We start from the raw sequence: 24,533 nt of genomic DNA, 5'->3' as shown, positions 1-24,533 counted from the left end.
AACAAGCAAATATACTCTTCTTATTACTTTAAGAGAGTATAGTTTGGTGGAGGGTAATTATGAAAATATTCAGTTTTTCGAGGTTGTTAATAGTTTTATCAGTAATTATTTTATTAAATACAGCCTGTTCGAAACAAAATGATTACGTTGAAGAAATGCCAGATACAAAAGAGAATCCGTTTCAGATAGAAGGTGACGAAACAATTATGGGTGCTTTAAGTCATGGGTTCTTCAATCCAAAAATAAATGATAGTGGTGAAATGATTCCCTTAATTTATAGCGGAGGAGAGTTGAAAATAGATTACATAGTAAATGCCTCTGGAAAGGCAAAAAATATTGGGTTTCTAGTATTTATAGATGGATTACCACAACCTTATAAAGTCGATGAAGAAAAATCTTATGAATTTTTACATGTTTTAGATATAGAGGAAGATAATAAAGATATTCCTCTTACTTTCATGTTTACACCTATCACTGGAAAAAAAGGTGATACACTTAGTATTAGTATTACAAGTATTTACAACCCGTCATTTATCCCTGATATTAAGGAAACAAGTAGCTATGGTAATTATCATTCTACTTTAGAAGTGGTGAGTTCTTTATTTTTCCAACAGGATCCAAACACCAATGTTTTGTCAGAAATAGAAAAAAGTCAATTTTTAAATAACGTAAGTGTATATAATGAACCTTTAACCAAAGAGATATTAGATAAGGAATTAACAGATTTAAATAGATTAGAACATAGTGTGTTTACACATGTTGATATAAATAAAGAAAATGTTGAAAATATACAAATAAATGATGATAGTTCTCTTAGCGTAAAGTTTAAAATATACGGCCATCCGAAAGTTCGATATCGAAATACTTTCTATATTAATCATAAACCTGTATTAAATAAAGAAGAAAGTACATTTGAAACAGAGTTGGCAGATGGAAGTATGTCTATTGTTGAAGTAAATATCGATGTAAAAAATTTAGAGGATTTTAATACATTTTATGTTGTGTCTGTTCCTATAAATGCAAGTGATTTCCCAGATGAAGTAATTGATTTAGAAAAGACCCCTTCAATATTACTATATAAAAATTTATAGAGTATGGCCGTTTGAAAAATGTATTATAAAAATTAGTGATTAGAATAATTTCATTTTAAACCATAAATTAAAAGGGCAAATACTAACTCTATTCTGCATATTTGTATACGTTCTCTAGATGAGTATTTTGAATTAAAAGTTAAGTGTCAAAATTGAAAATATAACTGAAAATACTGTGAAATAGCCAATTTTATCAATATTACCAGCTCCGAAAAATGGTGAGGATACGATTTATGTGAAATTAAAATTTAAATTTTTAGAACCCGCTTTTATTTTTGATTTTCAATAGATAGTGAGCTAAATTTTAATTAAATAATAATATTCAGTCTATTATAATGGGATAACATATTTTATTGAATGTTATGTCATGGATTGTGTTTGGATATTTTATATCATAATATAACATTAGAGGGTAATGATGTGGGGGAGTATTCCAAATTTAGTAGAGGGTGTATAGAGCTCAAGGGCGAAACTACGAGTATTATGACAGGTATTCAAAATGAATCCAATGAGATAATGAATCATTAAAGCAAGGCTATCAGTAGGCATATAAAGGGGCAAATCAAAGGTATTGTTTTAAAAAGCCACTATAGAGAGTTGACATTGTGGGCAATTCAGAGGCACTTGTCAAAATTGCTGATGAACTCAATCAGTTGCGAAATTTAAACTTAACTAAGTAGTGAAAGGGGCGTTTGCATAGCAAAACGCCCCTTTCAGATATTTAGTGCCTTTATGCAGATAATTGCTGAATGGCTAATTCAAATTGCTCTCTTGGTTTTACCCCATAAAGTTCTATATTGTTATAGAAATAAGAAGCTAGCATAAAGTCAATCGCCTCTTGAAGTGTGTAGTCCCGATGTTCCATTACTAATGATAAATATGTTTTAAAATAATCGACATTTTGTACTTTTGCATGTTTCATGACAAAGGTCAAACTCTCCTTATCATTAAAATAAATATTTCCTAACACAATTGCTTATTATAACACCTTTCCTATAGGAAGCAAGTTTCCCCTATTGTAAACTCATCTTTACAATCATTTACAAAGCATTACATTCCTTTACATCTCTTTTACGAACCGTTTATACGACTTCAACAATCAGTCATTATAGTAAAGATTGTAAGACAAATAACTATAAAACAGTTCACGACGGAGGCAAATGAGATGAAAAAGTGGAAGTACTTAACGATGACAGCAGTAATGGGTTCTGCATTAATGCTAGGTGCATGTGGTAGCGATTCTGCACAAAATGGAAACAATGCAGAAACGAACGCACCAGCTAGTTCAGGACAAGAAGCTGCTGATGAAAAGCTACAAGGATCTGTAGCTGGAGATGGCTCATCAACAGTAGCACCAATCATTGAGGCAGTTGTTGAAGAGTATGCAGGCGCACAACCAGATGTCAAAGTATCAGTGGGGGTTTCTGGTACTGGTGGTGGTTTTGAAAAATTCATCGCAGGTGAAACAGACTTTTCAAATGCATCTCGTAATATAAAAGATGAAGAGAAATCGAAATTAGAAGAAGCGGGTATTGATTTTACAGAGCTAGCTTTAGCATATGACGGTTTATCTGTAGTGGTGAACCCAGAAAATGATTGGGCGAAGGATTTAACAGTAGAACAATTACAAAAAATTTGGGTTGAAGATGGAAAAGAGAAAAAATGGTCTGATATTGATCCATCATGGCCAGATGAAAAAATCGTTTACTATTCACCAGGTACTGATTCAGGCACATACGATTACTTCGATGAAGTCATTTTAGATGGTGCGGATCTAGTAAGCTCAGCAACATTATCAGAGGATGATAATATGCTAGTGCAAGGTGTAGCTGGTGACAAAAACGCAATCGGTTTCTTCGGCTATGCTTACTATCTTGAAAATAAAGATAAATTAAACATTGTCAAAGTAAATGGTGTTGAACCAACAAATGAAACAATAGAGGGTGGCGAATATACACCACTTTCACGCCCACTATTCACTTACGTGAAAAATAGTGCTATGAAAGATAATGAAGCAGCATATGACTTCATTCAATTTACACTTGAAAATGCAGGCGATATGGCTGAGGCAGTTGGCTATGTTCGTTTACCAGAAGAAAAATATACTGAAGGCTTAAAAACTTTAGAAGGCTTAAAATAAGTAGACATGCATAGAGGGAAAGAGATGTATGCTCTTTCCCTCACTTATTTGAAAGGAGCTCCCAATGGTTTCTCAAAAGGAAAATAAGACATTATCTGTGCAGCAATTAATTGCAAATTCTCGCAATCAAAAAACAAAGAAAATAGTGGAAAAAGCAATGCCAGCTCTATTATTTTCTGCCGCTATTATTTCGATTTTAACAACGTTTGGCATTGTTTTCACCCTTATTTTTGAAACGTTTGAGTTCTTTAAACGTGTGTCGATTACGGATTTCCTATTTGGGACAAAGTGGTTACCATTTTCAGGAAATGAACCGTTATTTGGAATTTTGCCATTAATCGCAGGTACATTAAAAGTGACACTTATTGCAGTTGTAGTAGCCGTACCATTTGGAATTGCTTCAGCTATCTATTTAAGTGAATATGCAAGTGAGAAAACACGACGTACAGTGAAACCGATTTTAGAGGTATTAGCAGGTGTACCAACAATCGTCTATGGTTTCTTTGCATTAACGTTTGTCACACCTGTTTTACAAGAAATTGTACCTGGACTCAAATTATTTAATGCATTAAGTCCTGGGATTGTTGTAGGTATCATGATTTTACCTATGATTACATCTCTATCAGAGGATGCGATGTCATCCGTACCAAATAGTATGCGTGAAGGAGCTTTAGCTCTAGGTGCGACGAAATTTGAGGTAGCTATTAAAGTAGTATTACCAGCTGCACTATCGGGAATTATTGCTTCAATCGTGTTAGCTATTTCCCGGGCAATTGGAGAAACAATGATTGTTTCACTTGCTGGAGGATCTACACCGAAATTTGATTTAAATGTAACGGATTCCATTCAAACAATGACGGCGTACATTGTACAAGTTTCAACAGGTGATGCAGGTTATGGTACAACAATCTACTACTCTATCTATTCAGTAGGATTTACATTATTTATCTTTACACTAATCATGAATTTACTTGCTCACTATATTTCGAAACGCTTCAGGGAGGTTTACTAGCATGCGCTATATGGATGACACGGTCGTCATGAAACGATTGACCAAGCGTATTACATTTAATAAAGTTTGGAAAACCTTATTTTTCTTAGCAACTATGTTTGCGCTTGTGACTTTAGCTATTTTGTTATATCGCATAGTGTCACAGGGAATTGGTTATTTAAATATCGATTTCTTAACTAATTTTGCATCACGATTTGCAGATAAGGCAGGGATTAAAGCTGCCTTAATTGGGTCACTGTGGTTAATGGCAGTTGTTGCGCCAGTATCTATTATTTTAGGTGTAGGTACTGCGATTTATTTAGAGGAGTATGCTAAAAAAAATAGAATTAACGACTTTATTCGAATGAACATATCGAATCTAGCAGGTGTACCTTCCATCGTTTTTGGATTACTTGGATTAACAATTTTTGTCCGTATGATGGGGCTAGGCAAAAGTATTTTAGCCGCAGGGTTTACGATGAGCTTATTAATATTGCCTGTTATCATTGTAGCTGCACAGGAGGCTATTCGTGCCGTACCAAATGAACAAAGAGAAGCATCATATGGTATGGGTGCAACGAAATGGCAAACCATTTTACGCGTGGTGCTACCAGCTGCCATTCCGGGTATTTTAACAGGAAGTATTTTAGCCATGTCTCGTGCCATTGGAGAAACAGCTCCACTTGTTGTCATCGGGATTCCAGTTATTCTACAGTTTTTACCGAATAGTTTATTGAGTCAATTCACTGCATTACCGATGCAAATTTATGATTGGGCAAAGCGACCACAAGAAGCCTTTCAGTATGTGGCGGCCGCAGGTATTTTAGTGCTTATGACGGTTCTGCTATTAATGAACTCTATTGCTATCTTTATACGAAATAAATTCCAAAAACGTTATTAATGAGGTGACCTTATGGTGCTAGATTTAAAAGAGGAAAAAACGATTGTCAAGTTGAATCAAATGGCAACTAAGTCTTCAGATGATAGAGCGAAGAAGATTGTCTACGATACACGAAACTTAAATTTATGGTATGGTGATCACCATGGTTTAAAAGATATTAATTTAAGTATTTATGAAAATGAAGTAACGGCTATTATTGGGCCATCTGGCTGTGGTAAATCTACGTATCTAAAAACATTAAATAGAATGGTAGAACTTGTACCAAGCGTTCGAACATCAGGTGAAATCATCTATCGTGAGCGAAATATTTTAGATAAAAGCTATACAGTAGAGGAATTAAGGACACGTGTAGGGATGGTGTTCCAAAAGCCGAACCCATTCCCAAAATCTATTTATGATAATATTGCCTATGGACCAAGAATCCATGGGATTAAAAATAAAAAGATTTTGGATGAGATTGTGGAGAAGTCACTAAGAGGGGCAGCGATTTGGGATGAGGTAAAAGATCGTTTAAATCAAAATGCCTATGGGTTATCGGGTGGTCAGCAACAGCGTATTTGTATTGCACGTTGCTTAGCGATTGAACCAGATGTCATCTTAATGGATGAGCCAACATCTGCTTTGGACCCAATTTCTACGTTGAAGGTGGAAGAGCTTGTGCAAGAGCTGAAAAAAGATTATTCCATCATCATCGTGACACATAATATGCAGCAAGCGGCTCGTATTTCTGATCGCACAGCATTCTTCCTAAGTGGAGAGGTTGTTGAATACGATAAAACAGATATTATTTTCCAAACACCAGCGGATCAACGCACAGAAGATTATATTTCAGGACGTTTCGGCTAAGGAGGAGCAATAGATGGTAGTTCGTGAGCGTTTTGAACAAGAGTTACAAGAGGTACAGGGTCAATTTATTGCCCTTGCCAACAGCAGTATTCTAGCGCTACAAACGGCTTTTGAAGCATTAGTAGAGCAGGACTTAGAAAAAGCCTTGAAAATTTTAGAAGATGATTTAGTCATTAATCGTCTTGAAGAGGAAATTAATGACCATGTGATTTTAATGATTGCTAAGCAACAACCAGTGGCAACAGATTTGCGTCGACTTATGGTCCTTGTAAAAGCAGCAGCAGATATGGAAAGAGTGGGCGACTATGCGGTTAATATTGCTAAGGAAGCGATTCGAATTGGCAAAGAACCGATAGTGTTTCCGATAACCAATCTACAAACGATGTGTAATAAAACAGTCGAAATGCTAGAGAGTATCATGAAGGCCTTTACAGAGGAAGATACGGCACGTGCCAAAGAAATTGCAGAATTAGATGATTATGTAGACGATTTATACGGGGCAACAATTACACTTTTACTTCGCGCGGGTGTAGAAAATCCTGCACATATTTCGCAGATAACCCATCTCACATTTATTTGCCGATATCTAGAACGCTCTGCCGATCATGCGACAAATATTGCAGAACATCTATTTTACTTAGTCAAAGGCAAGCATTATGAATTAAATAATTAATGAGGAAGAGCTACTTTTAGCTCTTCTTTTCATTTGGATAAAAAAATTTTATATAGCAGCAACATTGTCTTTTTCCCTAGCGTCTTTATAACGAGCACTATTGTATTGTCAAAAAATTTTTTTGGCTATACTATAGACATTATCTGAAAAATGTGATGCTTAGGAGGTGCTGCTACGTGAAAGATGCAATCGAAACATTCATTGAGCAATTTGACCAGCAGATGTCAAACGAACAACTAGACTATTTACGTTTTCTCTATAAAAACTTACATTTAGAGGAGTTAAGTGAAGGAGAACAACATTATTTTATCGACTATTTTTTCAAGAGCGAGCCATTACGAAATATGGCAGCATTTGCACTAGAATTGGCAGATATTATGCATGAAATTCGAGAAAATATCCCTGCTATTGAAAAAGCTGAACGCTTAGCAAACGGCCATGAGCAATACCTATATTATGAACGAAAATGGTCAGAGCTGAGACGTCAAAAGCTCAAGCAACAGACAACAAAAAGTGGTAATATTTTTTATGTGCCATTTCATGAATATCAACAGGAACCTGGGCCTATGATTATTTGTTTAGAACAAACGACGGGGATGGCTGCTTACTCTGATCTTTGTAAAAGTATGATTTTACCGTTATTTATGAATGCTCATCGTGAAGGTCGCGATTTATATATTGTTCCATATGATCGTCAAATTCATGTTCACTATCGCTTTGAAAATGGTCATTTAAATTTAGCTGATTTTAAGAGTTTTATCGAATATAAGGCACAAGGAGAAGCCGCAATATTGCCTGTTTTACAGTTTGTTAAAGCATTACTACAGGAAAATCAACTCGATGCTGAAGCGGATGTCATTATTTTTACAGAAGGAACGCCTATTGATGGACAGCATCTCATAACTAAACAAGCAAGAACGATGCTAGAGGAAATGAAGCGGAAATACCATGCTGAATTTTCAGTGATCGCCATGCACGAACATAATTTTAATAAACAGCAGTTTTGGTTTGCCAATAAGGCTTTTTTTGCGGATGATGCTATACAATAAAAAAATAGGGGCTAACCGTTTCTGAAGGTTTGCTCCTTTTTGGTGGAGATACATAGGTTTTTTAAAGGAGAAATACATGGATTCATTACTTTGGTTATTACCTAAATTTACAGTCCCAACTTGGATGGATGTCTTGATTGCCGCCATTATTTGTTTAGTTGGTTGGCTTATTCAACGTTTCATCATAAAAAAAATCATTCATTGTGTAGTGACTTTTTTAAGAAATCGCCAGCGGAAATTCCAGGCGAATGTACTTGCCCAATTCAGTAAAGCAATTGGCTATGCATTTATGACGACAGTCATTGTCCTGAGTTTATCTTATTTAATAGAAGTTCCTTTATTTACACATAAATCAACGAAAAATTTTGTATTGTCAATTCTGGTGTTTTTTGCGTTTAAAGGGATTTATGATGTATTAAATTTTTATACGAAACAACCATTCGAATTAACGAGTGAAGAGGATCAGAATGTCTTATTACCGTTTTTTCTACGAATCGGTAAAGTAATCATTATGATTTTTGCTATGTTCACGATTGCTTCGTTTTGGGATTTTAACCTCAATGGCTTTTTAACAGGGATCGGTTTAACTGGTGTGGCGATTGCCTTTGGGATTCGTGATACTTTAGCACATGTATTTGGTGGTATGTCCGTCGCGTTGGATAATCCATTCCAAATAGGAGATTGGATCGCAACGGAAGATCAAAAAATTGAAGGCACAATTGAAGATATCAATCTGCGAAGTACCTTAATTCAAACAGGGGATAAGGGGCTTGTCTATGTGCCGAATTCCTATTTAGTCAACCGCCCTATTTATAATTTATCAAAACGAGAAAAACGGAAATGTGAGCAATTTATCTATGTAGCAGCCGAAAAAGAGGAGGACCATTTACGTAGTGCTTTAACAGCCATTCATAAGGAAATTTATTTGCATGCCAAAACGGAGAAAGAGATGATCCATGTTTTTATTGATGAATTTCATCATGATTCATATCGTGTACTTGTTCGTTTCTTTATTGCTACAAATGATACAGCTGTTATGCTAGAAGTGCGTCAGGATATTTTATTTGCTATTCGTCAAATAATGGAGGAGTTATCCATTACGTTAGCTACCCCTTATGAGGATGACAGTCTACGAAATAAAAAATAAATTGAATTGTGAGATAGTTTGCATTACAATATAACTTACAAATCAGCGTTGATGAAGAGTAGTAGCTATTCAAATTTGTCATAGAGAGCTAGTGGGTGGTGGAAACTAGTACAAATGAATGGTGAATGGACTTCGGAGCTCTAATCCTGAACAACAGTAGGGATTAGCGTATGCCTACGTTATAAGGCTTCAAGAGGGTCTTCTAGATTGGAGACCAATGAAGGTGGCACCACGGCTTTTCCGTCCTTTTGTGATGGAAAGGCCTTTTTTTATTTTGATTCAGTCATGTTTTTGTCTGAAAGTGAAGCGTGAGGTGCAGAAATTTTCCTCTTTTATAGGGGAGATAGATGCTTGTTTTACTTTTTTAGCAGATTCAAACACCCGCTGAAGCAAGAGAAAGCCCCTCCATCGGATGTCACAGATTTTGAAGAGGTGCTATGTTGGTAACTTGAAAAAATCTGAACACACATACGCTGAGGAGGAAGCGATAGATAGGTGTAGAAGAGCAGAGAAGAGCTTAGAGAAGGAGAGAAGAGTATGACAGTTGAGCTTAGAAAGTATGCCATGAAAGTATTACAAGGGGATATGATGACCCCTATCTCTGTGTATCAATCACTGAGTGGGCAGCATAAAATGTTGTTCGAATCATCAGCCAAGCATGAGGAAAGTGGGCGATATTCCTTTATCGCCATCAATCCAGTGGCTGAATTGAAAGGGAACAAGGAAGAATTCATCTTTTCAAGAGGAATGGAAAAAGACACAATTAGTGGGAATGTGCTCCATCAATTAAAGCAAGTTATGCCATTTCATGAGGAGAACTATCCATTCGCCTTTTTTGGTGGGATCATAGGTTTCTTTGGCTATGAAACAGCTTTTTATACAGAAAAAATCGGAAACTATTTACAGGATGATTTAGCCATGCCTGATGTGCATGTTTTTTTCTATGATACCTTTATTGTTTTTGATCATGTAACACAGGAAATCACACTGGCCTCGATTGATCTATTTCAGGAGGGGCGTTCAATAGAGGAGATGGAGGCTGCTATTGCGACAATAGAGCAACAGCTTTGTGCAGGTACGACCTTTGAGGCATTGAAGGTAGATGAACTACATTTTACACCAATGATGTCAAAGGAGCGATTTGTTTCTTTGGTGGAACGTGCTAAGCAGCATATTTTAAGAGGTGATATTTTTCAAATCGTATTATCACAACGCTTTTCAGCACCGTTCACAGGTTCACCATTCTCACTTTATCGTCAATTACGCACATCGAATCCGTCACCCTATATGTTCTATATGGATTTTGGATCCTATGTTATTTTAGGAACATCTCCGGAAAGTCTGGTAAAGGTAAAAAATCGTCAGGTGACAACCAATCCAATAGCTGGTACAAAGCCGCGTGGCGCGACAACAGAACAGGATGAAGCAATTGCAAATGCTCTATTAGCAGATGAAAAGGAAATAGCGGAGCATCGTATGTTAGTGGATTTAGGTCGCAATGATCTTGGACGCATTGCCAAAGTCGGTTCTGTAAAGCTAATGAAATACATGAATATTGAACGGTATAAATATGTGATGCATATGGTGTCAGAGGTAATGGCCGAATTACGAGACGACCTCCATGTTCTGGATGTACTGCGTGCTTGTCTACCAGCTGGGACTGTGTCAGGAGCACCTAAAATTCGAGCCATGCAACTGATTAATGAATTGGAACCAGTGAAGCGGGGCGTGTACGCGGGAGCGGTGGGCTATATTTCAACAACAGGTGATATGGACTTAGCACTCGCTATTCGGACAATGCTCATTAAGGATCAAAAAGCCCATGTACAGGCAGGGGCGGGAATTGTTTATGACTCCATCCCATTGTCGGAATACGAGGAAACGCTCAATAAAGCCCGTGCGCTATTGGAGGTCAAAAAATGATTTTATTAATCGATAATTATGATTCCTTTACTTATAACCTATTTCAACAAATCAGCGTGCTGGGAAAAAACGTTAAAGTCGTGCGAAATGATGCTATTACAATAGAAGAAATTCAAGAAATGTCGCCTGAAGCCATCATTTTATCTCCTGGACCAGGAACACCTGCTGAAGCAGGTATCACGGTAGCTGTCATCAAGGAACTGTATCAAAATTTCCCCATTTTAGGTATATGCCTTGGCCATCAATCGATTGGGCAGGCTTTTGGCTCCAATATTGTGCAGGCCCAAAATATTATGCATGGAAAGCTGTCACCATTACAATACGAGCAAACAGGTTTATTTAAGCGAATAAAGGGTGATATTGAAGTAATGCGTTATCATTCTTTAATTATTGAAGCAAGGACATTGCATAAGGATTTTAACATAATTGCAACAGCCGGTGATGATGGGGAGATTATGGCCATTCAACATAAGAATTATCCTCTTTATGGTCTGCAGTTTCACCCAGAATCAATCGGCACAAAAGAAGGCAATATCATGATGCAAGCCTTCCTCGATAGTATAGCGTAATGGCCGCAAAAAAGCTGTCGTCTAATGTGACGACAGCTTTTTAGGTTACTGCTTTTTGCCTGTAATTAACTTAGCAATTTCTTCTAAAGACATGGAAGAATTGACTTCATAGGAGCCGATTTGTAAGCTGCGGGCATATTTTGCGTTAGCGAGTAGTAACTCCATTTCAACACTATTGGTAATAATGCCGCCGTCTTCAAGCTTTTGTGCCACAATATAGGGTGTGATTCCACTGTATAATTGCAATGTCATCTTTGTCACATCACCGTTTGTTTCTTCAACGGCTTGTTCATCAGAATCTGTCGTAGACGTTTCTTCTGTTGTATGTACTGGCTTTAATTGTCCCTTTAACGAGGCAATTTCTTGGTTGGCCTTGTTTAGCTTATCTTGCAGTTGTTCTACCTGTTGCAGATTGCCAGCTTCTTTAGTAGGGAGACCAATATTTACATCAAAGCGACTGGCGAGTGCTAGCAAAGCTCCGACAAGAAAAATGGCAATGCCAAATGCGCGGATGGCGGACTTGTTCATCACTTATCGACCTCCGTTTGCAATGACTTGACGAACTTGCTCTTCTGTTAAATTAGAACGAATACTGATATCGGCTACAGAAAGACCTTGTTTATTTAATTCGAGCACCTGACTAACAATAATTTGATGAATCGGTTTGACTTGGGTTGTCGTTTGTGCAATTTTCGACGCTTGTGCAGCCTGTTGAACAGCTTGCATGACTTGTTGAACTTTAGGGTTTTGTCCTTTTTGACTCGGAGCTGATGTTGATTTCACTTGGAATTCAGGCTCTAATAAAAGTTCTTCCTCGACAATTTTTAGGCGACGCTTTAAATTATTTGTTTCTTGGAAGATTGAGATGGATAATTCTTCGACATCTTTTTCGATTTTTTTCGAGCTATTTTTGAAAAAGAACGATAGGATGATTAAAATTATGCCGATACTCATTAGTAAGATGGATAAATCCAATAGTTTCACCTCAATGTAGTATGTAATTATAAGATATTTTACCATATGCAAACTTAATATGAAATGAAGGTAGATTTTTTTTCAGTTTATGTTATAATAGGTTAGTCGTATAAATCATGCTCAAATTTTAATTCTTGATATAGAGTGGGAGGGTTAATGATGCGCGTAAACATTACTTTAGCTTGCACAGATTGCGGCGAACGTAACTACATTTCTAAAAAGAACAAGCGTAACAATCCAGAGCGTCTTGAACTTAAAAAATATTGCTCTCGCGAGAAGAAATACACTCTTCACCGTGAAACTAAGTAATCGCTCATTAAGCCAAAACCACAAGTGGTTTTGGCTTTCTACATTTTATGAAATCATTTCGGGTATAAGGATACGAAGTATGATGATATAGGAGGTAGCCTGGATGGATAAAACAACATTACGAAATAAGATGCGACAAGCTCTTGCGACAATGACTGATGAAGCTTATCAATATCAATCATTAGCTATCGTAAAAAAGGTGCTACAGGAATCATATATAATAGAAGCAAATATAATTGGCATGACCATTTCAAATAAGCCAGAAGTCGACACCATTCTTTTAATTGAAGAATTATGGCGACTTGGTAAAAAGGTCGCTGTTCCGAAATGTCATCCAAAAACAAGAGCAATGTCATTTTACATTATTGATTCATTTGCCCAGCTTGAAACTGTATATATGCATTTGCGTGAGCCTATTCCAGCAAGATGTGAGTTAGTTGACGCAAATGACATGGATGTCATCCTTGTGCCTGGCGTTGTTTTTGACCGTAATGGCTATCGAATCGGCTATGGCGGTGGTTATTATGACCGCTATGTATTAAACTATAAAAAAGGGAAGCTGATGTCGCTGCTCTTTGATGAGCAAATCATTGATTGTGTCCCAGCCGAGGAGCATGATTGCCCAGTAGACATCATTATGACACCGACAGATCGTATTGATTGTCTAGCACAACGAGGAGCGAGCGAAAATGGATAAAATGTTAGATATTTATGAACTTTTGAAAACATATGGTACTTTTATTTATACACGTGATCCCATTGGCGATTTGATGTTAATGGAGGATGAAATACGTGAGCTCTATAAAGCAAATGTACTAGACATAAAAGACTATCAAATGGCATTGTTACTCATTCGACAAGAAACAACAAAACTTCGTATGGAAGAAAATAAAAAGTAATGTTTAAAATATAATGTAATGGAGTATTGTGAAAATAATGTAACAAGTATGTAATATTCTTAAAAACAGTGGATTTCCGCTGTTTTTATGTTTTTAAGAAACTTTTTACATTCCAAAACGTATATATAGATGTCTGGTGCATAAAAAGAGCGCGGAGAAAAAAATTTCCAAAAGATATGTGTTGATTATCTGTTAAAAAAGGATTAAGATATATTTTGTTTCCGTAACAAAATGTAAAAAATTATTATTTTTTTGTAAGGAAGTAGGGAGGATGTTAGGAATGAAATCAATAAAGTGGCCTAAACATTCATTTATGATACTAGCAATTATAGCAACATGGATCAAAACGGTCATTGTTTACCACACAAGCTTTGAGATGAAAATTGAAAATGCAATGCAACAATTTATTTTGTTTATTAATCCATTAAGCTTCTTGCTATTTACGTATGGTTTATCACTATTCTTTAAATCAGCAAAAGCTAGAAATCGTTATCTGATTACGGTCAGCGTTATTTTATCCATTGTTTTATACGGAAATGTAGCGTTCTATCGATTCTACAATGACTTTATTACGCTACCAGTATTATTCCAAACAAGTAATTTCAGTGACTTAGGAACATCAGTAGCAGCCATTGTTGAGCCATGGGATGTATTATATTTCGTTGATGTCGCTATTTTAATCTTAGCGAATAAATTTTTACCGAAAATGAAAGAAGCATTTAAAGTGAATATTGAATTCCGACGTGCATTTTTTGTATTAGCAGTCGCAATTTCATTTTTAAACTTAGGATTAGCTGAAACAGAGCGTCCACAATTATTAACACGTAGTTTTGACCGCGAATTATTAGTGAAAAATATTGGTACGTACAATTACCATTTGTATGATATTTATATTCAAACTAAATCATCTGCTCAACGTGCATTAGCGGATGGCAGTGAATTAGTTGAAGTAAACAACTATGTGCGTTCTAATCAGGCTGCCGTTAACCCAGAGATGTTTGGGAAATATAAAGGTCGCAACTTAATTGTTGTGTCGATGGAGTCTTTACAAAACTTTGTCATCAATAATGATATGAATGGTCATGAAACTACGCCATTCTTAAACTCTTTAACAAAAGATAAAGATACGTATTATTTCAGTAACTTCTATCACCAAACAGGCTTAGGAAAAACATCTGACTCAGAGTTTATTGTTGAAAACTCATTGTTTGGATTAGGTCGTGGCGCTGTATTCTTCACGCATGGTGGAAATACGTATAATTCAATGGCTGAACGCCTTGGAGAAAATGGCTACTTTACAAATGTCATGCACCCGAATAATAAATCATTCTGGAACCGTGATATCATGTATCAATCGTTAAAAATTAATAAATTCTACGATATAGATTCATATACGGTTGAAGAAGGGCAAGCTGTCAACTGGGGTATGAAAGATACACCATTCTTAGAGCAATCTGCTGCTTTAATGAAAGACATGCCACAGCCATTCTATTCAAGATTAATTACGTTAACGAACCACTATCCATTCACTTTGGATCCTGAAGATATTATGATTCCTGAATATGATTCAAATTCAGGTACATTAAATCGTTACTTCCAAACAGTACGTTATATGGATGAAGCTTTAAAAGACTTCTTCCAAGAGTTAAAAGATCAAGGTGTTTATGATAACTCTATTATCGTAATGTATGGAGACCATTATGGTATTTCTGAAAACCATAATAAAGCGATGGCACAATATTTAGGAAAAGAACAAATTACACCAATGGACAATGCATTGCTTCAAGAAGTGCCTTTATTCATCCATATCCCAGGATCTGACGATGGTAAAGAAATGAAAGAGATTTCAGGGCAAATGGATTTACGTCCAACAATCTTACATCTTCTTGGCGTTGAAACGTCAAAAGACATGCAAATGGGTGCAGATTTATTCTCTCCAGAGCATGAGGATTTTGTTGTCTTCCGTGATGGACGCTTTATAACAGATAAATATGTTTATGCTGGAGAAGCTTGCTATGACAAAGCAACTGGTGAAGAAATAGATGGTGAGCCATGCCAGTCATATGCTGATCGTGCGACAATGGAGCTGGAAAATTCCGATGCTATCATAAATGGAGACCTGCTACGTTTCTATGATGAAAAGACAGGTAATTTAAAACAGGATTCCGTCAAATAACAAAAGAGAGATCTCAAGTTGAGGTCTCTCTTTTCTTTTTTGATTGACAAATTACTATAAGCAATTATAATAAATTTAAATATCTGCATAACGAAGATTTGTTTTTGCATTTCGGAGTATAAGAGTGAAAGGCATGGAAAAGAACGAGTAGCTTTAATCGAACTGACAGAGAGTAGCCGGTTGCTGAGAGGCGCAAGGGATATTAAAGTGAATACATCTTGGAGCTGCGTACCGAAATTTTAGTAGGCTACGACGGGGTTGCATCCGTAATCATTGCAAAAGTATCGCTATGGCTGTACTTATTGAGGAGGGCTGTGTGAATAGCTCTCGAAAAAAGGTGGTAACACGTTCATGAACGTCCTTAGGATTAGTCCTAAGGGCTTTTTTTATGCCTTTACAGCCCAAGTGTTTATCTTGATTTGGCCGTCCTCTTACGCTGAGGCGTAGTTGATTAGTGAACTCTTATAGAGCTTGCAATATTAATATTTAATATTACAAGGAGATGTTTCATATGTTTTTAACACCAAAAGAGCAATTAGCGATAATTAAGAAGGGGGCTCATCAAATCGTTGATGAGCAGGAATTACTCGAAAAATTAGAGCGATCCTATAAGGAGCAGAAGCCTTTAATCATTAAGTTAGGGCTTGATCCGTCCGCGCCGGATATTCATTTAGGGCATGCAGTCGTTCTACGGAAAATAAAGCAAATGCAGGATTTAGGGCATCAGGCGGTCATTGTTATCGGTGATTTTACAGGGCGTATTGGTGATCCAACGGGTAAAGCAAAAGGCCGTGTCGCGTTAAGTGATGACATGGTCAAGCAAAACGCTAAAACATACTGTGAGCAAATTTTTAAAGTGATAGATATGAACAAGACAACTATTCGTTTCAATAGTGAATGGTTAGCAAAGCTGTCATTTGAAGAAGTCATTCAGCTGGCAGCCACGACATCCGTTGCTCGACTGTTAGAACGTGAGGACTTTCAAAAACGGTACCGTCAGCAAATACCAATTGGCATCCACGAATTTTTCTACCCGCTTATGCAAGCATATGATTCGGTAGAGCTACAGGCCGATATTGAATTAGGGGGAACAGATCAAACATTCAATATTTTAATGGGCCGCACCTTACAAAAGCAACGGCGGTTAGAAAAACAAATTGCCATTTTTATGCCATTACTCGAAGGTTTAGATGGCATTGAAAAAATGAGTAAGAGCCTTGGCAATTATATTGGTGTCAGTGAAGCGCCAGAGGTCATGTTTAAAAAGGTAATGGAAGTACCAGATGCCTTACTCATCAAATATTTTGAACTAGCAACAGATGAGCATCCACTACAAGTGCAAACCATTCAAGATAGACTGCAAATGGGAGAGAATCCCCGTGATGTAAAATTACAGTTAGCAGAAATTATAACGGCATTATACCATGGGACTACAGCAATGGAGGAAGCTAAATCCTATTTCCAAGCTGCATTTCAAAGAAAGGAAATACCAAAAAATATTCCTATACTGCTCCTAGAAATTGATAAGGAAAGAATAGTGGATATTATCCCACAACTAGTGGCAATGGATTATATTCATAGTAAGAGTGAATTTCTGCGGTTAATCAAGCAAAATGGAGTATCCTTGAATGGAGAAAAAATAGTGATGGATGATTTATCACTTGTACTAATGAATGATGATGTCATTCAAATTGGTAAGAAACGATTTCTTAAATTAAATAAATAATAAATACAAAAAAAGAGCAATCTCCAGGGAGACTGCTCCTTTTTGTCTGAATTTTAGTGTAATTGTGGTGGATACCCACTGTGAACAATCGTCATGATGACGAACCATCCAAATACAGCGGCACTTAATAAGTTGAAAACAACGCTTAATAGGTTCTTTTCTTTAATTGCTTGGAATGTACCAACTACAGCTAAAATCGCTACTAGACCAAAAATAACCATTAATAAGTTCATTAAAAATAGACACTCCTTTCGACATCAGAAAATGAATGTCGCAAACAATATTCCTCCTTAATTGTAAACGTTCTGTTTGTTTTTGTCGAGAACTAAAATAGCGTAAACTATGAACATTTATCGTCAAATTGTGGCAAAGCCTGTATAATAGAAAGTTGAGGTGATCACTATGATGAACGTACGAAGTTATTCTCTTGGACCTGTTCAAACGAATTGCTATATCGTATCGAATAAAGAAAAAGAATGTATTATATTTGATCCAGGTGAGGAAGCAGAGCGTCTTATTAAAACAATTCGTAGCAATGGCTTAAAACCACTTGCTATCTTTTTAACACATGCCCATTTTGATCATATAGGGGCTGTAGATGCTGTACGCGAAGTGTTTGATATTCCTGTATGGATTCATGAAAAGGAAGTTAGCTGGCTAGGAGATCCAACGAAGAATGGCTCTAGTAAATATGCTGCATTACCAGATTATAGGGTAGCAGCACCAGCGCAAGACACAATTATTAAAGAAGAACAGCTATTTGAGATCAGTAATTTTGCTTTCCAAGCTGTTTTTACGCCTGGACATTCACCTGGTAGTATTTCTTATGTTTTTGATAATGACGGTTTTGCCATTGTTGGAGATACGTTATTTGAACAAGGTGTGGGACGTACAGATTTAGTAGGTGGCTCAACAAAAGTATTATTAGCATCCATTCATCACAAATTGTTGACATTACCCGAGGATACTATTATTTATCCTGGACACGGAAATTATACAACAGTAGGCGCTGAAATGGAGACAAATCCTTTCTTAAATGGATTTTAAAAAGGAATAACCAAAGCGCATAAAAAAGCGTATCTCAGCAGTTGTGAGATACGCGATTTTTTTTGTATTAATGACCGCCACCAGGTACGTGAATGAATGTTGTATAGTACGTGAAGCCAGCGAAGAATACAGTTAAATATGCTCCGAAAATGTACATGTACATACGTTCTGAAAGGTTTAAGAAGCCTAATAATAAGAATAAACCTGTATTACCTAAGAATAATAGCGATACCTCGTTCATACCACCAAGGTAGAACATAACGGCAAAAATACCTGTCCAGAATGCCATAACTTTATACATATTATCCATGAAGATTTCCCCTCCTTTTGCCCACGACACAATAATCTCTTACTCATTATAAATGATATGAAAGGTGTCTGTAAACTGGAACTTCTCCGTCTTTGTGACAAACAAATGGATTTTTAATCTAGCTTTCGATTTCTGTCACGTTTATTTCATATTTACATAAATCGCAATTATGTATCATACTTTCAATTTGCACAAATTCATTGTTCGTAAACAATGCATCTAATTGACCTTTTAAATAGGATTCATGTAATGAACAAACAATATCAGAATGCGAAGTAAGTTGCTCCTGGAAAGGACAATTGAAGATGGAGAAGGTCACTTTTTTGCCATGTTCGGTTTGTTGAATTTGTGGAATATAGCCAATTAAAGCGGCATTGTCCGTTAACAGCTGAAGCTTTTCATCGAAGGATAGAGAATTATTTAATGTTAATTCAGCGCTGATATAATTTTTCATTTGCTGGTATCCGTCTTGGTAGCTAATTTCTTGGCACTTCGTTAAGGCAGATGGTCCAATGTCTTCAATTAATTGGATCGTCCATTTTAATAAACGATCTTCATCGCGTCTTGGAAATGTTAGAGATACGCCTTTCTCTGAAGCTTTATAAACACGTCCAGGTCTACCACCTTTGCCTGTTTTGACATAGTCCGCAGAAATAATATTGATTTCTGAAAGCTTTGTTAAATGAAGCCGAGCAACGTTTGGATGGATGCCGAATTGATCAGCAATATGTTGTACTGTGACTGTTTTTTTCTCTTGCAATATGTACTCATAAATAGAGTACCTTGTTTCATCGGCTAATGTACTAGTAATTTTCAATGGATGGATCATGCGCTTCACCTCTTTAAATTTTTTTAAAAAATTATGTTCGCCTACCAAGTGTTAGGAAAATAATCATGTTCATTCTATTATATTGTATTATTGAAAAAGGTACAGTTCATTTCGGCATAAATATTAATTTTTTCATGCATTTATCTTCTTTTTTAGTGGGAAACTGCACTTTATCCACATTTTTATAGCAAAAAACATGATTGACAGGAAAATGTACAACAAATTTTTATTTTCAGAAAAGGGCTTTTCTCGTGGCATTTTCATCTTTATACTAGGAAATAACGAATAGAGCGGTCATATTCGAATGAACTAGAAGTGAGGTGCATATATGCAGAATTTTGAAACAGTTGTCGAACAAAAATGTGAGCAACTTTTACTAAAGGCCTATCATTTTGGTGCATCCGATTTATTACTCGTTCCAGGTAATAAAAGATATCAGGTTTATTTTCGAAAATATGATAAGCTACTCCAAGCTGGTGAGCTCCCAAATGAACTTGCAGAAAGAATGATTTCCTACTATAAATTTCTTGCGGCATTAGATATCAGTGAACGACGAAAACCTCAAAGCGGCTCCTTTCAAAAAGCAATGGAACATAATCCATACGCCTTTCGAGTATCCACACTGCCTTCCGTCTTTTTAAAAGAAAGCCTGATTATCCGTTTACTTCTCCAAAATCATACATTCCCACTAACGTCATTAAGCTATTCCAAAAGTGCAGCACACAATTTAATGGAGCTTGTGCAACATCGTCAAGGTCTTCTGTTTTTTACAGGCGCAACAGGCTCTGGCAAATCTACATCACTCTATTCCTTAATCCACTATTGTTCCACAGAATTAAATCGGCATGTGATTTCTTTAGAAGATCCTGTAGAAAATAGCCAAGCAAATTTACTTCAAATTCAAGTGAACGAGCGAGCGGGCGTTACATATGCTATGGGACTAAAAGCCATTTTACGTCACTCTCCTGATGTTATCATGATTGGTGAAATTCGAGATAAAGAGACAGCAAAAATTGCTATCCAAGCTGCCTTAACAGGACACTTAGTTGTCTCAACCATTCATGCAAAAGATACCATTCGTTGCCTGTATCGTTTAATGGACTTAGATGTGTCGATAGAGGAGCTTCATCAAACGATTATCGGTATTGTGGCACAAATACTTGTTCAGACTTCAGCAGTACAAGATGAACGCCGTGCGGTATATGAAATTTTACAGGATGTTCATTTAACAAGAGCCATTTCTGCGATTAAAGAAAAGGTCAACTATGAACTCCCTTATGAATTAACATTAATGGGACAAAAAGAATTAGTGGAGAGCTTTTATGCACCTACAAACATATATCCATAATGTTTTGCTTTATTATAGTAGGGCGACAAAATGGCGAGTAAGGGAGCAGGCACAATTTTTTAATCGATTATGTGTGTTAATGCAAGAAGGATATTTATTTCCTCAGGCCATTTCAATGCTATTGCCTCATCATATAAAGGCGCATGAAGATATGCAGCAGCAAATTGATGAAAAACTGAAGCAAGGGGAAGGGGTTGCAGGGATACTTGAAACTTTACAGCTGAGCAAGCATTATTTAATGGCCATCAAGGTAGCAGAAAATAATGGTCATATGATAGAAGCTTTACAAGGTGTAGCTAAGCAAATAAAGGTAAGTGAAATGACCAAGAAAAAGCTCATAAAGCTGCTGATCTATCCTGTCACGCTGATCGTATTTTTGCTGTTATTATTTTTGGTGTTTCGTACCATCTTTTTACCAAACATCGAAAGACTGGTAGCCGGCCGAACCGCAGAAACAGAAACAAGTATTACGTTGTCCACTACGTTATTACATGTTCCTGATGTAGTCATCCTCACCATTTTCATCGCAACAGGCAGTTTATTTATTGTTCGTCTCTATCTCAATCGACAGCCTACTGCACATCAACTCACCATCCTATTCAAGATTCCTTTTATTCAACGCTATATGCGACTGATATTAACAAGACAGTTTGCTGCTTATTTAGGAAGCTTACTGCAAAGTGGATTTTCATTACAAGCCAGCCTCCAACTTTTAGAAGAGCAACAACTTCAACCTTTTCTGCAAATTCTTTCGCAGCGCATAAAAGAAAGGGTTATTTTTGGAGAGTCACTAACACTTGCCGTAATGAGACTAGCTGTTTTTCAAAAGGATTTTCCTGTTTTTGTAGAGCACGGTGAGCAAAGCGGCTATTTAGGAAAAGAATTAGTGTTGTATAGCGAATTATTACTGGAAAAACAGGAACAACTTCTGCAAAAAGTATTAGCATTTGTACAACCAACCTTCTTTATCCTCATAGCAGTCTGTATAGTAGCTGCCTATGTCAGTTTATTATTACCCATCTATCACATGATTGAATTAGTTTAGGAGGGAAAAGATGAAACGTATCAACGAACAAGCAGGGTTCACTTTAATCGAGATGCTAATTGTTTTATTAATCATTTCAATCCTTATTTTAATTACGATTCCAAATGTTACGAAGCATTTTGCTACCATTGATGAGAAGGGCTGTAAGGCTTATATATCTATGGTACAAGGGCAGGTCGAGGCCTATCGAGTAGATTTTATGACCTATCCAACATTAGATGATCTAGTGATGAAAGGCTATTTAAAAGAACATGAAACGACTTGCCCAAATAAAGCCGAAATAGTCATCACGAATGAGGGAGAGGTACGACTAGCCAATGCAGATTTGGAAACAGGGTCAAATAGCTGATGAACATAATAAAAATGGTGGTTTTACAATTCTTGAAATACTGATTGTTTTGTTTCTTGTTATGAGTTTAACAGCGATTGTTAGTAAATTTTCATTCAAAATAGCAGAAGCAAAGGAATTGGAACGATTTTTTACGCAAATGCAACTAGATATTCAGTATATTCAAACCTATAGCATGAATGAACGGCAATATATAGCAATGAAAATAATAAGTCCCAGTAATCGTTATGTTATTCAAAAAGATTTTTATACCATTTTATATGAACGTCCTTTTCCAAAAGGAGTGGAGTTTTTGAACGCAGAAAGTTCTATTCATACACTTAGTTATAATACTAAAGGAAATGTTATGTCAGCTGGAACCATTGCCTTTAAAACCCCTCAAGGAAAGAAAAAGGTCGTTATTACATTAGGACGAGGGAGAGCTAGAGTTGAATGAGTCAGGCTATTCTTTTGTAGAAACCATTTTAGCTATGGGGATTTTAACAATATTGTGTATGTCGTTAATACCGCTTACCTATACGATGAAGACGAATCTTACAAATAAAAAACTAGAACTCATCGCAGCTGAAACTGCCTATGAAGGTTTAAAGCAATATCAGGCAGTACAGCAAACAGAAGGCTCTAGGACCATTGAACAAGTAGAGTATCATTGGGAATTTGATGGACAACAAATTTGTGTCCGTTTTCAAAACATGCGTGAACTGCGCCAAAAATGTATACAAGATACAGGTGAAGTCCGTGAATGACAAAGGCTATACATTAATAGAAGCCATATTTCAATTGGTTGTTTTTGTGCTTGTATCTCAACTTTTTGTTCTTATTATGCTGTGGTTTGCTGAAATGAAATCAACCATGCTAACAGATGAACAAACAAAGTGGGAGCTATTTGTTTATGATGTAAATCATTCTCTACAGAATGTCTCTGCGTTTGCTATTCGGGAAGATCGAAAAAGAGTGAGCTTTCAAACTGCAAATACAATCCATCATATTGATTGCTATCCTAATATTATTCGTGAGCAAATAAATGGTGGACATGTTCCCATGCTAATCGGAATTAATAAATGCCAATTTAATTATACAGAAAACATGCTGACGGTAGCTGTTGAAATGACTAGCGGTATTCAAAAGGAGCGAAGCTTCTATGTGCCAATTATTGAAAAATGACAGAGGGGCTATTTTTTTGATCGCAATTGCATTATTATTTTTTGTAACTACTTTTGTTCTTGCGTATTGTATGTCTTATGAAATGCAGTTTCGAACATATGATGGGCTAGAAAAATTAAATGTTCAAACTACGATAAATTTATTAGGACAAATTTTGTCAGACAGTGTAGAATCGTAGTTATAAGAAGGTGATCCGAATTGCGAAAAATATATTTAGTTGGCTTTATGGGCAGTGGGAAAAGTGCGTTAGGAAGACGTTTAAGTTATTTATTAAAGATGCCATATTATGATATGGATCGTGAGATTGTGCGCCAGCAGGGAATGACAATTCCACAGATTTTTGAAAAATACGGAGAGGCCCATTTTCGAGAAATAGAAACAGAATTTTTGAAAAATTTCAGAGATGAGGCTTGTATTATTTCTACAGGTGGTGGCGTTGCCATTAATGCTGAGAATCGAAAAATTATGAGACGTAGTGGATTAGTGTTTTTTTTAGATGCGTCTTTTGAAGATATTTATAAACGAATACAGCATGATCCAAACAGACCCATTGTCCAGAGCTCTACAAAGGAAGAGCTAGAAAGCCTGTATCATTACAGAAGGAAGTTTTACCGTGAGGTAGGACATATCCAAGTATTGACAGAAGGTAGAACTATCCGTCATATTCTAGAGTATTTAGTATTTCAAGTGAAAAGATTAAAAAACGAACGATGATTGTATTATTGATAAATTATGTTCGTGTTTTATTATCTTTTAAAAAATGATTGCCTTTTCAATGCATTTAATGTTAGGATATAGACAAATAAGTAACTAAATGTTCATTGACTACTAAATAGTACCAAGAACTATCTTGGGCGGATGATTGTGCGGGGAGAGCGCGTGTAGACGCCACCGAAGGAGCAAGTAGTAAATGGCTATGAATCTCTCAGGTAAAAGGACTCGTACAAGACGCAACTCTGGAGAGAGCTGTAGTATAACAATAACAGCCACCAAAGGGGAAAGCCGGCTGATTGGCAGTGTGAAAAC

Annotated in this window: 29 protein-coding genes, 1 riboswitch and 2 other annotated features; of the genes, 23 read left to right on the top strand and 6 right to left on the bottom strand. The window is 36.4% G+C overall.

The genetic code is table 11. The features are described from left to right. Positions 1 to 59 precede the first annotated feature (59 nt). Positions 60 to 1,091, top strand: coding sequence for a hypothetical protein (locus MKY46_RS14955; RefSeq protein WP_051891609.1), 1,032 nt, complete (start codon positions 60 to 62; stop codon positions 1,089 to 1,091). 730 nt (positions 1,092 to 1,821) lie between these two features. On the opposite strand, the gene MKY46_RS14950 is transcribed toward MKY46_RS14955, so the two are convergent. After that, the gene (locus tag MKY46_RS14950; protein WP_009370174.1) at positions 1,822 to 2,013 is read right to left on the bottom strand and encodes a hypothetical protein; all 192 of its coding nucleotides are present in this window, start codon (positions 2,011 to 2,013) and stop codon (positions 1,822 to 1,824) included. Positions 2,014 to 2,256: 243 nt separating this feature from the next. On the opposite strand from MKY46_RS14950, the gene MKY46_RS14945 reads away from it, so the two are divergent. The 9 genes from MKY46_RS14945 to MKY46_RS14905 all read left to right on the top strand — a co-directional run bounded on the left by MKY46_RS14945 (position 2,257) and on the right by MKY46_RS14905 (position 11,330). After that, complete coding sequence (locus MKY46_RS14945; RefSeq protein WP_036120305.1) at positions 2,257 to 3,231, top strand: PstS family phosphate ABC transporter substrate-binding protein; 975 nt, start codon at positions 2,257 to 2,259, stop codon at positions 3,229 to 3,231. A gap of 64 nt (positions 3,232 to 3,295) precedes the next feature. Further along, complete coding sequence (pstC, locus tag MKY46_RS14940; protein WP_340834677.1) at positions 3,296 to 4,243, top strand: phosphate ABC transporter permease subunit PstC; 948 nt, start codon at positions 3,296 to 3,298, stop codon at positions 4,241 to 4,243. A gap of 1 nt (position 4,244) precedes the next feature. After that, positions 4,245 to 5,123: a phosphate ABC transporter permease PstA gene (gene pstA, locus MKY46_RS14935; RefSeq protein WP_036120300.1), complete on the top strand. Its 879-nt coding sequence runs from the start codon at positions 4,245 to 4,247 to the stop codon at positions 5,121 to 5,123. Positions 5,124 to 5,183: 60 nt separating this feature from the next. After that, positions 5,184 to 5,969 carry a phosphate ABC transporter ATP-binding protein PstB gene (pstB, locus tag MKY46_RS14930; protein ID WP_340835686.1) on the top strand — a complete coding sequence of 262 codons (786 nt, stop codon included), beginning with the start codon at positions 5,184 to 5,186 and terminating at the stop codon, positions 5,967 to 5,969. 13 nt (positions 5,970 to 5,982) lie between these two features. Further along, the gene (gene phoU, locus MKY46_RS14925; RefSeq protein WP_340834675.1) at positions 5,983 to 6,642 is read left to right on the top strand and encodes a phosphate signaling complex protein PhoU; all 660 of its coding nucleotides are present in this window, start codon (positions 5,983 to 5,985) and stop codon (positions 6,640 to 6,642) included. A 176-nt stretch (positions 6,643 to 6,818) separates the two neighbouring features. Continuing rightward, positions 6,819 to 7,691 carry a hypothetical protein gene (locus MKY46_RS14920; RefSeq protein ID WP_089934838.1) on the top strand — a complete coding sequence of 291 codons (873 nt, stop codon included), beginning with the start codon at positions 6,819 to 6,821 and terminating at the stop codon, positions 7,689 to 7,691. A 76-nt stretch (positions 7,692 to 7,767) separates the two neighbouring features. Then, entirely contained in the window at positions 7,768 to 8,838 is a 1,071-nt protein-coding gene (locus MKY46_RS14915; protein ID WP_340834672.1) for a mechanosensitive ion channel family protein, read from the top strand. Positions 8,839 to 8,877: 39 nt separating this feature from the next. Further along, positions 8,878 to 9,089: a binding site (T-box leader), on the top strand. Positions 9,090 to 9,375: 286 nt separating this feature from the next. Then, positions 9,376 to 10,761 (top strand): anthranilate synthase component I, encoded by a 1,386-nt coding sequence (trpE, locus tag MKY46_RS14910; protein WP_340834671.1) that lies wholly within the window; start codon positions 9,376 to 9,378, stop codon positions 10,759 to 10,761. Continuing rightward, the gene (locus MKY46_RS14905; protein WP_036120254.1) at positions 10,758 to 11,330 is read left to right on the top strand and encodes an anthranilate synthase component II; all 573 of its coding nucleotides are present in this window, start codon (positions 10,758 to 10,760) and stop codon (positions 11,328 to 11,330) included. Before trpE ends, MKY46_RS14905 begins: the two co-directional genes overlap by 4 nt. A 45-nt stretch (positions 11,331 to 11,375) precedes the next feature. Here the strand turns inward: MKY46_RS14905 and MKY46_RS14900 are convergent, their stop codons facing one another. After that, positions 11,376 to 11,858, bottom strand: a complete 483-nt coding sequence (locus MKY46_RS14900) for a hypothetical protein (RefSeq protein WP_340835684.1) — start codon at positions 11,856 to 11,858, stop codon at positions 11,376 to 11,378. Between the two features lie 3 nt (positions 11,859 to 11,861). After that, positions 11,862 to 12,314: a hypothetical protein gene (locus tag MKY46_RS14895; RefSeq protein ID WP_308221987.1), complete on the bottom strand. Its 453-nt coding sequence runs from the start codon at positions 12,312 to 12,314 to the stop codon at positions 11,862 to 11,864. Positions 12,315 to 12,464: 150 nt separating this feature from the next. Between MKY46_RS14895 and rpmG the strand changes: the two genes are divergently transcribed. The 5 genes from rpmG to tyrS all read left to right on the top strand — a co-directional run bounded on the left by rpmG (position 12,465) and on the right by tyrS (position 17,415). Further along, a complete protein-coding gene (rpmG, locus tag MKY46_RS14890; protein WP_008408521.1) occupies positions 12,465 to 12,614 on the top strand; it encodes a 50S ribosomal protein L33 in 150 nt (49 codons plus the stop codon). A gap of 103 nt (positions 12,615 to 12,717) precedes the next feature. Continuing rightward, a complete protein-coding gene (locus MKY46_RS14885) occupies positions 12,718 to 13,311 on the top strand; it encodes a 5-formyltetrahydrofolate cyclo-ligase (RefSeq protein WP_058844130.1) in 594 nt (197 codons plus the stop codon). Beyond that, complete coding sequence (locus MKY46_RS14880) at positions 13,304 to 13,513, top strand: YqgQ family protein (RefSeq protein ID WP_036120247.1); 210 nt, start codon at positions 13,304 to 13,306, stop codon at positions 13,511 to 13,513. Before MKY46_RS14885 ends, MKY46_RS14880 begins: the two co-directional genes overlap by 8 nt. A 280-nt stretch (positions 13,514 to 13,793) precedes the next feature. Then, the gene (locus MKY46_RS14875) at positions 13,794 to 15,689 is read left to right on the top strand and encodes an LTA synthase family protein (protein WP_340834668.1); all 1,896 of its coding nucleotides are present in this window, start codon (positions 13,794 to 13,796) and stop codon (positions 15,687 to 15,689) included. 125 nt (positions 15,690 to 15,814) lie between these two features. Continuing rightward, positions 15,815 to 16,055 (top strand) — a binding site (T-box leader). A 145-nt stretch (positions 16,056 to 16,200) separates the two neighbouring features. Beyond that, positions 16,201 to 17,415 (top strand): tyrosine--tRNA ligase, encoded by a 1,215-nt coding sequence (gene tyrS / locus MKY46_RS14870; protein ID WP_058844131.1) that lies wholly within the window; start codon positions 16,201 to 16,203, stop codon positions 17,413 to 17,415. Between the two features lie 53 nt (positions 17,416 to 17,468). Here the strand turns inward: tyrS and MKY46_RS14865 are convergent, their stop codons facing one another. Further along, positions 17,469 to 17,648, bottom strand: a complete 180-nt coding sequence (locus MKY46_RS14865; protein ID WP_036120238.1) for a DUF2759 domain-containing protein — start codon at positions 17,646 to 17,648, stop codon at positions 17,469 to 17,471. 169 nt (positions 17,649 to 17,817) lie between these two features. Between MKY46_RS14865 and MKY46_RS14860 the strand changes: the two genes are divergently transcribed. After that, positions 17,818 to 18,462, top strand: a complete 645-nt coding sequence (locus MKY46_RS14860; RefSeq protein WP_058844132.1) for an MBL fold metallo-hydrolase — start codon at positions 17,818 to 17,820, stop codon at positions 18,460 to 18,462. A 67-nt stretch (positions 18,463 to 18,529) separates the two neighbouring features. On the opposite strand, the gene MKY46_RS14855 is transcribed toward MKY46_RS14860, so the two are convergent. Beyond that, entirely contained in the window at positions 18,530 to 18,772 is a 243-nt protein-coding gene (locus MKY46_RS14855) for a DUF2626 family protein (RefSeq protein WP_004231035.1), read from the bottom strand. A 118-nt stretch (positions 18,773 to 18,890) separates the two neighbouring features. After that, a complete protein-coding gene (locus MKY46_RS14850) occupies positions 18,891 to 19,601 on the bottom strand; it encodes a helix-turn-helix transcriptional regulator (protein WP_036120229.1) in 711 nt (236 codons plus the stop codon). Between the two features lie 328 nt (positions 19,602 to 19,929). Here MKY46_RS14850 and comGA point away from each other — a divergent pair, with 328 nt between their 5' ends. The 7 genes from comGA to MKY46_RS14815 all read left to right on the top strand — a co-directional run bounded on the left by comGA (position 19,930) and on the right by MKY46_RS14815 (position 24,221). Further along, positions 19,930 to 20,949: a competence type IV pilus ATPase ComGA gene (gene comGA, locus MKY46_RS14845; protein ID WP_036120226.1), complete on the top strand. Its 1,020-nt coding sequence runs from the start codon at positions 19,930 to 19,932 to the stop codon at positions 20,947 to 20,949. Beyond that, positions 20,924 to 21,994, top strand: coding sequence for a competence type IV pilus assembly protein ComGB (gene comGB, locus MKY46_RS14840; RefSeq protein ID WP_036120223.1), 1,071 nt, complete (start codon positions 20,924 to 20,926; stop codon positions 21,992 to 21,994). The genes comGA and comGB overlap by 26 nt, the downstream gene beginning before the upstream one ends. Before the next feature lie 10 nt (positions 21,995 to 22,004). After that, a complete protein-coding gene (comGC, locus tag MKY46_RS14835; protein ID WP_036120220.1) occupies positions 22,005 to 22,343 on the top strand; it encodes a competence type IV pilus major pilin ComGC in 339 nt (112 codons plus the stop codon). Beyond that, positions 22,312 to 22,779 carry a competence type IV pilus minor pilin ComGD gene (comGD, locus tag MKY46_RS14830; protein WP_051891606.1) on the top strand — a complete coding sequence of 156 codons (468 nt, stop codon included), beginning with the start codon at positions 22,312 to 22,314 and terminating at the stop codon, positions 22,777 to 22,779. Before comGC ends, comGD begins: the two co-directional genes overlap by 32 nt. Next, a complete protein-coding gene (locus MKY46_RS14825) occupies positions 22,772 to 23,089 on the top strand; it encodes a type II secretion system protein (RefSeq protein ID WP_036120217.1) in 318 nt (105 codons plus the stop codon). Before comGD ends, MKY46_RS14825 begins: the two co-directional genes overlap by 8 nt. Next, positions 23,082 to 23,507: a competence type IV pilus minor pilin ComGF gene (gene comGF / locus MKY46_RS14820; protein ID WP_036120216.1), complete on the top strand. Its 426-nt coding sequence runs from the start codon at positions 23,082 to 23,084 to the stop codon at positions 23,505 to 23,507. The genes MKY46_RS14825 and comGF overlap by 8 nt, the downstream gene beginning before the upstream one ends. Positions 23,508 to 23,705: 198 nt before the next feature. Then, positions 23,706 to 24,221, top strand: coding sequence for a shikimate kinase (locus MKY46_RS14815; protein ID WP_036120210.1), 516 nt, complete (start codon positions 23,706 to 23,708; stop codon positions 24,219 to 24,221). 144 nt (positions 24,222 to 24,365) lie between these two features. Beyond that, a riboswitch (glycine riboswitch) is annotated at positions 24,366 to 24,458 on the top strand. Positions 24,459 to 24,533: the final 75 nt, after the last annotated feature.

This window comes from Lysinibacillus sp. FSL M8-0355, assembly GCF_038008985.1.
GTDB lineage: Bacteria > Bacillota > Bacilli > Bacillales_A > Planococcaceae > Lysinibacillus > Lysinibacillus fusiformis_D.
Note: the sequence above shows the minus strand (reverse complement) of the source record. Positions and strands in the feature narration are given on the sequence as shown.

Coding starts and splice junctions, on each gene's coding strand:
- MKY46_RS14905 (WP_036120254.1), top strand. CDS start 10,758: ATGATTTTATTAATCGATAATTATGATTCCTTTACTTATAACCTATTT.
- MKY46_RS14875 (WP_340834668.1), top strand. CDS start 13,794: ATGAAATCAATAAAGTGGCCTAAACATTCATTTATGATACTAGCAATT.
- pstA (WP_036120300.1), top strand. CDS start 4,245: ATGCGCTATATGGATGACACGGTCGTCATGAAACGATTGACCAAGCGT.
- pstC (WP_340834677.1), top strand. CDS start 3,296: ATGGTTTCTCAAAAGGAAAATAAGACATTATCTGTGCAGCAATTAATT.
- MKY46_RS14915 (WP_340834672.1), top strand. CDS start 7,768: ATGGATTCATTACTTTGGTTATTACCTAAATTTACAGTCCCAACTTGG.
- comGD (WP_051891606.1), top strand. CDS start 22,312: ATGCAGATTTGGAAACAGGGTCAAATAGCTGATGAACATAATAAAAAT.
- phoU (WP_340834675.1), top strand. CDS start 5,983: ATGGTAGTTCGTGAGCGTTTTGAACAAGAGTTACAAGAGGTACAGGGT.
- comGC (WP_036120220.1), top strand. CDS start 22,005: ATGAAACGTATCAACGAACAAGCAGGGTTCACTTTAATCGAGATGCTA.
- MKY46_RS14855 (WP_004231035.1), bottom strand. CDS start 18,772: ATGGATAATATGTATAAAGTTATGGCATTCTGGACAGGTATTTTTGCC.
- trpE (WP_340834671.1), top strand. CDS start 9,376: ATGACAGTTGAGCTTAGAAAGTATGCCATGAAAGTATTACAAGGGGAT.
- MKY46_RS14950 (WP_009370174.1), bottom strand. CDS start 2,013: ATGAAACATGCAAAAGTACAAAATGTCGATTATTTTAAAACATATTTA.
- tyrS (WP_058844131.1), top strand. CDS start 16,201: ATGTTTTTAACACCAAAAGAGCAATTAGCGATAATTAAGAAGGGGGCT.
- MKY46_RS14860 (WP_058844132.1), top strand. CDS start 17,818: ATGATGAACGTACGAAGTTATTCTCTTGGACCTGTTCAAACGAATTGC.
- MKY46_RS14880 (WP_036120247.1), top strand. CDS start 13,304: ATGGATAAAATGTTAGATATTTATGAACTTTTGAAAACATATGGTACT.
- MKY46_RS14850 (WP_036120229.1), bottom strand. CDS start 19,601: ATGATCCATCCATTGAAAATTACTAGTACATTAGCCGATGAAACAAGG.
- MKY46_RS14865 (WP_036120238.1), bottom strand. CDS start 17,648: ATGAACTTATTAATGGTTATTTTTGGTCTAGTAGCGATTTTAGCTGTA.
- MKY46_RS14955 (WP_051891609.1), top strand. CDS start 60: ATGAAAATATTCAGTTTTTCGAGGTTGTTAATAGTTTTATCAGTAATT.
- MKY46_RS14945 (WP_036120305.1), top strand. CDS start 2,257: ATGAAAAAGTGGAAGTACTTAACGATGACAGCAGTAATGGGTTCTGCA.
- comGA (WP_036120226.1), top strand. CDS start 19,930: ATGCAGAATTTTGAAACAGTTGTCGAACAAAAATGTGAGCAACTTTTA.
- pstB (WP_340835686.1), top strand. CDS start 5,184: ATGGCAACTAAGTCTTCAGATGATAGAGCGAAGAAGATTGTCTACGAT.
- comGB (WP_036120223.1), top strand. CDS start 20,924: ATGCACCTACAAACATATATCCATAATGTTTTGCTTTATTATAGTAGG.
- rpmG (WP_008408521.1), top strand. CDS start 12,465: ATGCGCGTAAACATTACTTTAGCTTGCACAGATTGCGGCGAACGTAAC.
- MKY46_RS14885 (WP_058844130.1), top strand. CDS start 12,718: ATGGATAAAACAACATTACGAAATAAGATGCGACAAGCTCTTGCGACA.
- MKY46_RS14900 (WP_340835684.1), bottom strand. CDS start 11,858: ATGAACAAGTCCGCCATCCGCGCATTTGGCATTGCCATTTTTCTTGTC.